We start from the raw sequence: 12549 nt of genomic DNA on the forward strand, positions 1-12549 counted from the left end.
GGCCCGGTGCCTGCCATATAGAAGTGCATGCCAACCCCCTGTGGGAGGGAGCTTGCTCGCTCCCACAGGGTCACGGGGTGTATTCAAGTTATTCAGAGAATCAGGAGGACACCGCCCATGGCCGCATTCGCCCATTCCGTCGGCGCCCAGACCTATCGCTTCGACAGCCTCAAGGACTTGATGGCCAAGGCCAGCCCGGCGCGTTCCGGGGATTTCCTGGCCGAGGTCGCCGCACTCAACGATGGCGAGCGGGTGGCCGCGCAAATGGCCCTGGCCGACCTGCCCCTCAGCCATTTCCTGCAGGAAGCACTGATTCCCTATGAGGCCGACGAAGTCACCCGGCTGATCGTCGACACCCACGACAAACAGGCCTTCGCAGCGGTCAGCCACCTCACCGTCGGTGGGTTTCGGGACTGGCTGCTCAGCGATGCCGCCGACGAGCACAGCCTGCGGGCGCTGGCCCCGGGCCTGACGCCGGAAATGGTGGCGGCGGTGTCGAAGATCATGCGCGTCCAGGACCTGGTGCTGGTGGCGCAGAAAATCCGCGTGGTGACGAAATTTCGCGGCACCCTCGGCCTGCGTGGCCGGCTGTCCACACGCCTGCAGCCCAACCACCCCACCGACGAGCCCGCCGGAATCGCCGCCAGCATCCTCGACGGCCTGCTCTTGGGCAACGGCGACGCCATGATCGGCATCAACCCCGCCACCGACAGCACGGCCTCGATCTGCGCCATGCTGGAAATGCTCGACGCCATCATCCAGCGCTACGACATCCCCACCCAGGGCTGCGTGCTGACCCACGTCACCACCTCCATTGAAGCGGCCAACCGTGGCGTGCCCCTGGACCTGGTGTTCCAGTCCATCGCCGGCACCGAAGCGGCCAACGCCAGTTTCGGCATCAACCTCAACGTGTTGAAAGAAGGCTACGACGCCGGGCTCAGCCTGAATCGCGGCACCCTCGGCAACAACCTGATGTATTTCGAAACCGGCCAGGGCAGTGCCCTGTCGGCCAACGCCCATCACGGCGTGGATCAACAGACCTGCGAAACCCGAGCCTACGCCGTGGCCCGGCATTTCAACCCATTCCTGGTGAACACGGTCGTAGGATTCATCGGCCCGGAGTACCTGTACAACGGCAAACAGATCATCCGCGCCGGCCTCGAAGACCATTTCTGCGGCAAGCTGCTGGGCGTGCCCATGGGTTGCGACATCTGCTACACCAACCACGCCGAAGCCGACCAGGACGACATGGATACCTTGCTGACCCTGCTGGGGGTGGCCGGGATCAACTTCATCATGGGCATTCCCGGCTCCGACGACATCATGCTCAACTATCAGACAACCTCGTTCCACGACGCCCTCTACGCCCGCCAGACCCTGGGCCTGAAACCGGCGCCGGAGTTCGAACAATGGCTCGCCAACATGGGCATCTTTACCCAGGCCGATGGCCGGGTGCGGTTCGGCGACAACCTGCCACCGGCGTTCCGCCACGCCTTGGCACATTTGGGATAAGCCGCATTTGGATGAGTATTGGCCGATGGATAAAAAACCTGTCGACACGCAAAACCCCTGGTTGGAACTGCGCCGCCTGACACCGGCGCGCATCGCCCTGGGCCGCACCGGCACCAGCCTGCCCACCCAGGCACAGCTGGATTTCCAGTATGCCCACGCCCAGGCCCGGGACGCCGTGCACCTGGCATTCGATCACCAGGGCCTGCGCACGCAACTGAGCGAGCGCGGTCGCGAGAGCCTGTTGCTCCACAGTGCCGCCAGCGACCGCCACAGCTACCTGCAGCGCCCGGACCTGGGCCGACGGCTCGACGAAGCGTCCGCCCGGACCCTGCAGGACTACGCCGCCGCCCACCCCGGCGGCGTTGACCTGACCATCGTGGTAGCCGACGGCCTCTCCGCTCTTGCCGTGCATCGCCATACCCTGCCATTCCTGGCGCGCCTGGAAGAGCAGATCGCCGCCGAAGGCTGGTCGGTTTCGCCGGTGGTCCTGGTGGAACAGGGCCGCGTCGCCGTGGCCGACGAAGTGGCGCAGCGGCTCGGCGCAAGAATGTCGGTGATCCTCATCGGCGAACGCCCCGGCCTCAGCTCCCCCGACAGCCTGGGGCTGTATTTCACCTACAACCCCAAGGTCGGCCTGACCGACGCCTATCGCAATTGCATTTCCAACGTCCGGCTCGAAGGCCTGAGCTACGGCATGGCGGCCCATCGCCTGATCTACCTGATGCGCGAGGCCTGCCGCCGACAGCTCTCGGGGGTCAACCTGAAGGACGAAGCCCAGGTTCACACTCTAGAGTCGGAAAAAAACGCCGATATGAAAGGTAACTTCCTACTGATGCCGCCCCAAGACTGATCCGGCGCCCGATTGCGTTTCTGATGCGCTTTCAGGCAGCATCGAAGCACGACAAGGCACCATCGTTGTCAGAACTTCTGTCGACCTTTTGTTAGCGAGACCTACCATGCGGATTATCCAAGCGACCCTGGAACACCTGGACCTGCTGACGCCCTTGTTCGTCAAATACCGTGAATTCTACGGCTCACTGCCGTACCCGGACTCTTCCCGGGCCTTCCTCGAGAAGCGCCTGCGCCGCAAGGAGTCGGTGATCTACCTGGCCTTGCCCGATGACGACGACAACAAGCTGCTGGGCTTCTGCCAGCTCTATCCAAGCTTCTCGTCCCTGTCCCTCAAGCGCGTGTGGATCCTCAACGACATCTACGTCGCCGAAGATGCCCGCCGCCAGCTGGTGGCCGACCACCTGATCCGCACCGCGAAGAAAATGGCCAAGGAAACCAACGCCGTGCGCATGCGCGTTTCCACCAGCAGCAACAACGAAGCGGCGCAGAAAACCTACGAGTCCATCGGCTTCAAGGAAGACACCGAGTTCAAGAACTACGTGCTGCCGATCAGCGAAGGGATCTGACCCTGCGGCTGAGTCCCCATGCCACAACACCACCCCTCTTGTGGCGAGGGGATTTATCCCCTCGCCACAAGAGCCTTCACCCAGCCTTCACCCAGCCTTCACCCCGCCACAACACCACCGAAATCCCTAGCTACAAACTCACCCCGCACCTCCCCCTCCAGACCGTATAATGCCGCTCTTCCCGGCTTGTAAGAAAAAGCTACACACGCTGTAGTCATACTCAAAGCCCGACCCAAAGCCTGCCGAGCCAGGCCACCAACACAGGTGTTTTGCATGGATTTCAACCCCCTCGACCTCATCCTGCACCTCGATGTGTACCTCGACATGCTGGTGACCAACTATGGGCCGTGGATCTACGCCATCCTGTTCCTGGTGATCTTCTGTGAAACCGGCCTGGTGGTGACGCCTTTCCTGCCGGGGGATTCGCTGCTGTTCATCGCCGGCGCCGTGGCGGCGGGCGGCGGCATGGACCCCTGGTTGCTGGGTGGCCTGCTGATGCTGGCGGCGATTCTCGGCGACAGCACCAACTACCTCATCGGCCGCACGGCGGGGGAGCGCCTGTTCAGCAACCCGAACTCGAAGATCTTCCGCCGCGACTACCTGCAACAAACCCACGACTTCTACGACAAGCACGGCGGCAAGACCGTGACCCTGGCGCGCTTCCTGCCGATCATCCGCACCTTCGCCCCCTTCGTCGCCGGCGTGGCGAAAATGCCCTACGTGCGCTTCTTCGGCTTCAGCGTACTCGGCACCGTGCTGTGGGTCGGCGGCCTGGTCACCCTCGGCTTCTTCTTCGGCAACGTGCCCTTCATCAAGCAGAACCTGTCGCTGCTGGTGGTGGGCATCATCCTTTTGTCGCTGTTGCCGATGGTCATCAGCCTGGTCCGCAGCCGCCTGGCCCGCGGTTCCAACGCCGCATCGCGCTGACCCATCATGTGGTCCCTGAGCACTTGGCGTCGCCGACGCACCCTCGCCAGGCACCCCGTTGCCGATGAAACCTGGCAGCGAGTGCGTCATCAACTGAGCTTCCTCGACGGCATCAGCCCCGCCGAGGACCAGTGGCTGCGCGAGGCCTGCGTGCTGTTCCTGCATGACAAGCACCTGACCGCCCTGCCCGGCGTCGAACTGCACCAGGAGCAGCGCCTGTTGCTCGCGGCCCAGGCCCAGCTCCCGCTGATGCACCTGGGGGATCTAAACTGGTACCAGGGCTTCCACGAAATCGTCCTCTACCCCGACGACTTCCTCAGCCCCCAGCGCTACCGGGACGCCAGTGGCATCGAGCACGAATGGGATGGCGAACACAGCGGCGAAGCCTGGCCCCTGGGGCCGATCATCCTGGCCTGGGACGGCGTCATCGCCAGCGGCGGCTGGGACGGCTACAACCTGGTGATCCACGAACTGGCCCACAAGCTCGACATGCTCAACGGCGACGCCAACGGCCTGCCGCCGCTGCATGCCGACATGCGGATCCAGGACTGGGCCGAGGCCATGCAACAGGCCTTCGACGACCTCGATCGCCAGTTGGACCGGGATCCGGATGCACAAACCCTCATTGATCCCTACGCGGCGGAAAACCCTGCGGAATTCTTCGCCGTCACCAGCGAATACTTCTTCAGCGCCCCGGACCTGCTGCACCAGGCATACCCCAGGGTGTATGAACAGCTGCGGCTTTTCTACCGCCAGGATCCGTTGGCCCGGCTGCGGCAACTTCAGGCCGAAGATCCGGTCTACCAGGCGTCATACCAAGGTCTCTAAGACCCTTGATACGTGGCATCAGCGGCTGAATATGCCTATAATCGCCGCCACTTTTGGTCAATCCGACCAGCCTTTTGGTCAACTAACGGGGGCACCGCCCAATGAGCTACAGCAAGATTCCGGCTGGCAAAGACCTGCCGAACGACATCTACGTTGCGATCGAAATCCCGGCCAACCACGCCCCGATCAAATACGAAATCGACAAGGACAGCGATTGCCTGTTTGTTGACCGTTTCATGGCCACCCCGATGTTCTACCCGGCCAACTACGGTTACATCCCCAACACCCTGGCCGACGACGGTGACCCCCTCGACGTACTGGTGGTGACCCCTTACCCGGTTGCCCCAGGTTCGGTCATCCGCGCCCGTCCGGTCGGCATCCTGAACATGACCGACGACGGCGGCGGCGATGCCAAAGTCATCGCAGTGCCACACGACAAACTGTCGCAGCTGTATGTTGATGTGAAGGAATACACCGACCTGCCAAAACTGCTGATCCAGCAGATCGAGCACTTCTTCGAGAACTACAAGGATCTCGAAAAGGGCAAGTGGGTCAAGATCGAAGGCTGGGCTGGTGCTGACGCCGCCCGCGAAGCGATCACCAAGTCGGTTGCCGCCTACAAGGGCTGAGCCTGAACTTGCAGAAGAACCCCGGTTTTCACCGGGGTTTTTTATGCCTGGAGCGTCGCTTAATACTTCAATGTATTAATAGTGCCGAACAACGTTTATCTGCGTTTAGCTCACTCAATTCAATTCCCGCAAACGGAAAGATCGTCTTATAAATTTGCACGACATGTTTATTGCTCAAAACACAGTCGCCCCTAAACTTTCCGTTTATGAAAAAGATCTCCAGTGGCGACCGCTTCAGAGCCCTTCTTAAAGAAGCCAATATCCGCTCCGCCGACTTCGCGAAGTTATACGGCGTGAAATCGCAGCACGTGAACAACTGGTTCAACCGTGGCATCCCACCCGGGCGCATCCACGGCATTGCCGGCCTGCTGACCGTCAGCCCCCAATGGCTCGCCAACGGCGAAGGCCCGCAAACCCCGCTGGGGCTGGGCCCCGGCACTACCTACGACGCCGCCGAAAACCAGGGCGTCTACAGCGTGCCGGAAGCCACGGACATCGAACTGCCCTACTACAAGGAAGCCCCCATCGCCCCCGGCGCGATCAAGACCCACGTCATCGAGATCCCCGGCCAAACCACCCGCCTGCCCCGCAGCCACCTCGAATCCCTGGAAATCAACCCCAGCGACGCCATCTGCACCACCATGGTCGGCGACAGCATGGCCGAACGCATCGAAGACGGCTCCACCCTCGCCATCGACCGCGGCCTGACCCAAATCGTCGACGGCCAGATCTACGCCCTCGAACACGACGGCATGCTGCGCATCAAGTACCTGCACCGCATCCCCGGCAACCGACTGCGCCTGCGCAGCCACAACAGCGTGGCCTACCCGGACGAAGTCTTCAGCGCCGAACAGATCGAAGCACAAAACATAAAAGTGATCGGCTGGGTCTTCTGGTGGTCCACCCTCAACAAACAGAGACCGCCGGTGTTCGATTGACCACCCCACCGCAAGACAACCACCGAAGCCCCTGGTAGTCAGGCGCTTCAGTGGCGAGCGCATCTGTGCTGAGCACATCTGTGGCGAGGGGATTCATCCCCGCTGGGCTGCAAAGCAGCCCCCGCTTTTCCCCTTGGATCAGCGATAACCCAATGATTCCACACCACTTACCACTGGGATTCTGCCAAAAACCCGCGTATCCTGCGCCCCACATTTGCGAGCACACGCCTCGCACCGACAAGGCAGATCACTTTCTGACCAAGTCCCACAGCCGGCCGCACGAGCCGGATGTACGTTTTGAAGGCTGGTGAGGTTTGTCAAAAACGAACTGAGTCAGTCAACGAGAAGCCGGCCATAAGCCGGCTTTTTATTGTCTTTTAAAAGCCATCCTCAAAGATTACGCATAGCCATCAAGGGCTCAGGTTAAATCTTGGGTCTGCGCTTCCAGCTACATAGCGAGCGGCGAAAGATGGGGCCGGAAGACCAGAGGGGTCATTTCATTTCGCCAATCTGCGCCCGACTTTTCTTCCAGAAAGAAACGGATGCTCCTACTGCTACGACTCCCCTGCTCAGATAACGATGTGTTGCCCCTTACCATAGCCAGCGGATAAACGCCGAAGTCATAGGCAACAGTGATACAGATCAGAGGGCCGTTACCCCGCGTCTGACCACCAATCCGCATGCCTGTCGTCGTACGAAGGCCTTCACCTGACTTGGGATCTCGCGACATTGATCTCATAACATCTACTAATGAAAGCGATGAGGAAGGCGGGGAGGAAGACCGGGGGCAAAGTCTGCCAGTGATGGCATTTTGAGGCCGTCCGAGAGACAATCGTAAAAAGATGCTTCACAAAAAACCTCACAGACGACGCCCTTGCTGATGGGCCTCGAAACGCGCTACGAATGTAAAAGGAATTACCATGCTTGAAAAAATAAAAATTGCGATCCTCCGCGAAGACCAGAATGTTTGGTTTGTTAGGGCTGAGAAAGGAAAATATGCACGTCACTTTCGATCAAGCGGTTTAATTGCTATTAATCACCTAGAAAGTGCTTATGAAGGTGACATCCCTCCTACACTCCCAACCGAAGAGTTCTTAAAGTCCCAACTGCTGCACAACGACAAATATAGCGAGTTCAAAAAAGATGAGCAGGGCAAAGAAACTAGATTCCTAAACAGATCAGGATTTAACCTGCTAAGCCAAGTCAGAAGATTCACAAATGAAATTAAGCAAGGAGACCTTCTCGTCACCCGAAACAGCGACGGAGGTTACAGCGTCGGCATCTGTAGCGATAGCATTCCGTACATCGATCACAACCCAGTAAAGATACTGACCGTAAATGAAGACGGAAGTAGCGGCTACGACCGTATTCAATTAAAGTTCAAGTTACGAAAAAAAGTAATATGGGGACCATCTATTCGTCAGGACGAGTTACCAGGAGCAGTTAGGAAAGCCACCCGCGGCCAGCAAACCATTACGTGCTTAAACAATCATCGTGAAAAAATATTCCACCTAATTTATCCGTTTTTTACTGATGGCGAATCGTTATATTTTTCTAACAAAATTAGAACAACCCATCAGATAAATGCACTGGCTATCGGGAAGCTGTTTCAGAACATGGCTCTTACTCAAGAGCTTATGAATACCCTAATACATAACAAAACTATTGATCCAAAATCCTTTTCAGCCTTCATTGATAGGATGACCTTCGGAGAAGAGTGCGGCGTTACCTGTCAGGCCGAGTTTATGTCCCCCGGCGATATGTGGTGCAAAATCCCACTTGGCGCAGGTGCTACGCTGCCCACAATTTTAGCCGGCGTTTTAGCATGCTTAATAATGACCGGTCAAGTAAGCTCAGCAGAGGTAGAACAACTGGAACACCTCCCACCTCAAGACATAATAAATCTAAAAGGAAGAGCATCTGATAGCGGCGATATATTCACGGACAAATTTAAAGCTGCCGAGGCCTCTGACTTACTCAAAAAAATCGCTCAAGCCGCCAAAAATAAATCTAGTGAAATCAAAAAACTTGATGGCGAACGCTCGATAACAGAAATCAAAGAAAACTTAAAGATTACTGTCACCCAGACAAACACAAACAACTTAGAAGACTTCAGTTTCGGCGTCAACGTTTTAGAAATAGGAAAAGCTCATGAAAGTTATTGAGCCAGTTAGTAGCGCCTTACTATTGACAGGTTGCGTATACTCCGCCGGCATTAGTCAAAATAATGCATTCATGCGATCATTTGGTGTTAGCCCTGAATTCAGCCAACCAGCCATTGATAAAATATTCTATGACGGCGGCTTAATCACATTTGAAGTATTTTATAATCACATTATATTAGCCACCTTTACTTTCCTTACCCTATCAACTTTAGCTACGACTCTTATACTCTATATCGCTTTCGCCAAGGGCATGCAAACTTTAAAAAATCAAAAAAAAATCCTCCTAAATTCACTCACCGCTATAACACCTGTAGTACCAATCGGACTCATCACTCTTTTATATATAATTTTCCTATGCTTTTCATCCTATCAAAAGGGACAAGTTATCGGTGTAAAACTATCGGAGAAATTTTTGGAGAGATGCTATTGGGTTATAGTAAAGGACAAAAAAAACTCTGTTCAAGCATGCGCTTTCCGCAAGGACAGGGATTCAATATGGTATTACCAAATTAATGAAGGCGACATAAAAATAAACTCAAAGCTACTGACCGAAGTTGGACAAATCACATATTTACAACCCCAACCGAACCCCCAATAAAAATGAAATCAACATTAGCCACAACAATGCAGAGCAAGCACTCTGCCTTTATCACCACCCAAGAACATTCGCGACTGGATCATAGTTAATAACAAACAATGAACAGGACGGACACCGAGACCGTCCATATTCCCTAAAAGCTCTAGCGAGGTACATTTTTAGGATATATTTTCATGCACCAGAGTTACGACTTTCCATCCAGAGCTCTAATACAGCATCTGCGAGTTTTGCAATTTCCCGCACTAAAAGGTGGCGCCTATCAGGATTATGCTCCTGATGAGCTTGCTCAACTAATAAAGCCAACTCAACATGACCAGAGAAGCTCTTATTAAAACGAGGCAACTCCATGTGTTTGAAAATATTTCCCACTTGAATAGAAATGTTATGGCTCTCAACATACTCCTTCACAATCTGGGAGTTAAGCAAACCACAGAGAAAATGAGCTTGTTGCTTATCATCAAAAGCCACGAAGTAGACTTTGTGATCAGGAACATAAGGACACTCCCCCTTAAAGGGGACCTCCGCTTTTCCTGCAACGGCAGCAGAAAACTTGCCAGACATCTCAGCCCAGATTACCTTCCAAGGCTTAAAAGTAAACTCACCCACGTTATAAACAGCATAAAAAGGCGCACCTGGCATCCGACCACGGAAAGTTGAACGCTGAGATAAAATGTCTTCAAACGAGTTAAAATACTGCTTTGTTCGCCTCAATACATTAACGCCAATCTCGGCAGCTTCGTAATCATCACGATTTATACCGGCATTGGGTACAAATGTAAAAAGCTCTTGAGCCGGCTTAAAATAGCAGGCCTCAAAATCACTAGCCCCTTTAATCAAAGGAAAGAGCAAATCCGGCTCAACCCAAACTTTTTTTGCAGTGCCAATATCTTTTTTCCCTGCTTCTGGCCTCGTTTTTATCTGAACCAGTCCCGAATCAGAAACATCTTCAATAGGAACAAAATAAACACCATTGAGATCAGCGGTAATACCTTTACGACCTAGTATCCATTTGGATTCCCCTGACAGCTTACTTACTACATCCCAGCGCCCATGCTTCAAAATCGCCCATGGCGATCCTTCCTCTCCTACTGGCATAGCCTCCATACTTTGAATCGATACGCGATCGAGAACGTCACGAAGCGACAGTACAGGATCAATAGACTTTCCACCTCGTTTCCCCGCCTCCCAAACCCGATAGTCAACCGGATAGCTGGGCGGTTTTTTTCCCTTCTCAAAAACCACCACAGAAGTTTTGTTTGCAGCATCGGGAAAAGGCTTTAGGGATTTTAAATCGTCAACAAAAAGCGGAGACAACCAATCATCTTGAGATATTTTGAAATTCCTGAAACCTGCTGATGACGGAGACTGAAATACAGTCTGAGTAATCACAAAAGCAAGCTTACCGCCATCTCTTAACCACTTATCCCCCGTCGTGTAAGTAATAATCGCAGAAATATCAAGCTCATTACCGCCATGAAACTTAGTATTGGAGAATATTGAGTACTGCTCGCATGTAGGTTTGACCCGCTCCCGGTACGCTTCAGGCAGCTTTGACCAGCGCACCCATGGTGGATTCCCGCATACCAGGTCGAAACAGCCTGCTGTAGCCGACCAAAAAAAATTCCGTACGATACGAAACCAAATTCCATTCCAGTCTTGACGATGAAGACTTAGCACCTGGTCATAAGTCTCTTTTAAAGGTTTACGCCAAGCAACCGCATCATCATCACTTAAAAGCTTAAACTTGATCAGAAGGTTTTCAGCCTGCTCAAATTCGAGGTTTTTTTCAACGGCCTCGCCCATGAGTTCAAAGACTTCGTCCAGACGCTTGCGATTGAAAGCCAGCACTGATGGCAAACGAATATCCAAGCGTGCCACTTGGCTACCAATCTGGTACGACACTATATCCTCATCGTCGTTTGGATCTCGTGCCGGTGAATAGATGGCGTCCGCTAACAGAATTGGAATTTCAATTTGCTTACCTTTGCATGCCCTCAATAGGTCTGCTATTTCCATAAGGTAATTTACACGAGCTGTTTGCACTGCCAAGGGGTTTAAATCGAAGCCCCATACTGACTCGCAAAGCATTTCAACGGTTTGATTTGCGGTCATCCCAATTACTTTTGCGGCATGTCGCTTACGACGGATCATTTCAATAATGAACGATCCAGCCCCACAAGTGGGATCAAGCCCCTTAGTATTTAACCAATTTTCGACTTTCGCACTGGAAAGAGTATGCTCGACCAGCCAGTCGGGCGTATAGAACTCCCCCAGACTTTTGCGCAATGTTTCAGGAACTAGCCCTTGATAAAAATCACGTAATACATCGCGTGTGCGCTCGAGTCGGTCGGTTCGATAAAGAGCGAGCTTGCCCAAGACACCGCGCAATGCAGCTAAAATTGGCTGTCTAAAAGAAAAGTCCTGACAAACATCTAAATACCAACTAAAAATAGCCTCTTCGACAAATCCTTTTATTCCAGCCTCGCTAAAAATCTGACCTCGCTCGATGTCACTTCCAAGCGCTCTTAACAGCGCCTCATCATTCAAGAGAAAAGCCATCTCCTGGGCCGGACCTACCTTTGAGGTGAGGTTGTGAGCAGAAACTATCTCGGCAGCTAACAATTTGATGATTAGGGAGTTATAACTATGGATCACAAACAGTCGACCAGCCATCTTGTATGGGGCACCACCTCTCCATACGAAGCGCAACGATGCATCGATGGCGCTTTGCTGATCGATAGAAAGATCCGCGACTTGCCCATAAAGCGTACGCCATTCTTCAAACAGCATTTTAATCTTGTTATTACCGTCTAAAGCAAGGCTGGCAGCTAACGCATCGGACATAGCCTGCATTAGAGCAATACCGTGCTGAGCCCCCTGTCCAAAATCCTCAATCAGATTTTCAGTAATTACAGCTCGACGATAACTTTTTTGAATAGCTTCAAGAACTAGCCCTACCACTTCCGGTGAAAATGGCAACAAGTGCTGGGAACTAATGCAATTTTCGACCACCTGAGCAAAGCAGACATGATCGCCATCGATAGCAATACCAATGTATTCATCCTGCTCCAGGCCCTGAGCCTTGGCCGCACGGATAATGTATTTAAGGAGGCGATCTTCTGTCGCCTCTTTGAACTTCGAGCTATCTTTAGACCCGTTAAAAAAACCTGGGGCTTTAAATTCGATAATTACATTATTGTAGCTGGCATCACGTTTCGCACGCTCCGCATCAAAGTGAATCCCAAGACCGCTTTCAAGAGCTCCGATCCAAGCAACCCGAACCTCTTCCTCATTACTCCACGGGCGATTACGTTTGGCTTGAATTGCATCAAATACCTGTTGAAACACGTTTCTATCCCCAACTGAGCGGTGAGCGGGCAACCTACGAAAACACCCAATAGCGAGGGTTAGATCAATGGATGCCATCAAAAAAACTCGCATTCTACCCCCAAGGAAGCGTCCTCTGGGATAAAGAATCACGGGTAACTGGGTTAGCAGCCGCAGGCGATGGTTCCACAGCGTTCCCAAACCTTA

The 12549-nt window shown here is 53.7% G+C and carries 10 protein-coding genes; 9 read left to right on the top strand and 1 reads right to left on the bottom strand.

What is annotated here, in order from left to right:
* The first annotated feature begins 117 nt into the window (after nucleotides 1–117).
* From AC1M7R_RS07720 to AC1M7R_RS07760, 9 genes are all read left to right on the top strand, one after another.
* Nucleotides 118–1512: an ethanolamine ammonia-lyase subunit EutB gene (locus AC1M7R_RS07720; RefSeq protein ID WP_165887257.1), complete on the top strand. Its 1395-nt coding sequence runs from the start codon at nucleotides 118–120 to the stop codon at nucleotides 1510–1512.
* A gap of 25 nt (nucleotides 1513–1537) precedes the next feature.
* On the top strand, nucleotides 1538–2362 hold the full coding sequence (eutC, locus tag AC1M7R_RS07725) for an ethanolamine ammonia-lyase subunit EutC (protein ID WP_092181358.1): 825 nt from the start codon (nucleotides 1538–1540) through the stop codon (nucleotides 2360–2362).
* Nucleotides 2363–2468: 106 nt separating this feature from the next.
* Nucleotides 2469–2930 carry a GNAT family N-acetyltransferase gene (locus AC1M7R_RS07730; RefSeq protein WP_072395750.1) on the top strand — a complete coding sequence of 154 codons (462 nt, stop codon included), beginning with the start codon at nucleotides 2469–2471 and terminating at the stop codon, nucleotides 2928–2930.
* 273 nt (nucleotides 2931–3203) lie between these two features.
* Nucleotides 3204–3857: a DedA family protein gene (locus AC1M7R_RS07735; protein ID WP_072431405.1), complete on the top strand. Its 654-nt coding sequence runs from the start codon at nucleotides 3204–3206 to the stop codon at nucleotides 3855–3857.
* A 6-nt stretch (nucleotides 3858–3863) separates the two neighbouring features.
* Entirely contained in the window at nucleotides 3864–4685 is an 822-nt protein-coding gene (locus tag AC1M7R_RS07740; RefSeq protein WP_490610327.1) for a M90 family metallopeptidase, read from the top strand.
* 101 nt (nucleotides 4686–4786) lie between these two features.
* Nucleotides 4787–5314 (top strand): inorganic diphosphatase, encoded by a 528-nt coding sequence (gene ppa, locus AC1M7R_RS07745; protein WP_072395734.1) that lies wholly within the window; start codon nucleotides 4787–4789, stop codon nucleotides 5312–5314.
* A gap of 206 nt (nucleotides 5315–5520) precedes the next feature.
* Nucleotides 5521–6252, top strand: coding sequence for a LexA family transcriptional regulator (locus tag AC1M7R_RS07750; RefSeq protein ID WP_072458860.1), 732 nt, complete (start codon nucleotides 5521–5523; stop codon nucleotides 6250–6252).
* Between the two features lie 920 nt (nucleotides 6253–7172).
* The gene (locus AC1M7R_RS07755) at nucleotides 7173–8417 is read left to right on the top strand and encodes a hypothetical protein (protein ID WP_490610328.1); all 1245 of its coding nucleotides are present in this window, start codon (nucleotides 7173–7175) and stop codon (nucleotides 8415–8417) included.
* On the top strand, nucleotides 8404–9015 hold the full coding sequence (locus AC1M7R_RS07760) for a hypothetical protein (protein ID WP_490610329.1): 612 nt from the start codon (nucleotides 8404–8406) through the stop codon (nucleotides 9013–9015). The genes AC1M7R_RS07755 and AC1M7R_RS07760 overlap by 14 nt, the downstream gene beginning before the upstream one ends.
* Nucleotides 9016–9186: 171 nt before the next feature.
* On the opposite strand, the gene AC1M7R_RS07765 is transcribed toward AC1M7R_RS07760, so the two are convergent.
* Nucleotides 9187–12363 (bottom strand): Eco57I restriction-modification methylase domain-containing protein, encoded by a 3177-nt coding sequence (locus AC1M7R_RS07765; RefSeq protein ID WP_490610330.1) that lies wholly within the window; start codon nucleotides 12361–12363, stop codon nucleotides 9187–9189.
* Nucleotides 12364–12549: the final 186 nt, after the last annotated feature.

Source organism: Pseudomonas sp. MS01C9 (assembly GCF_058202755.1).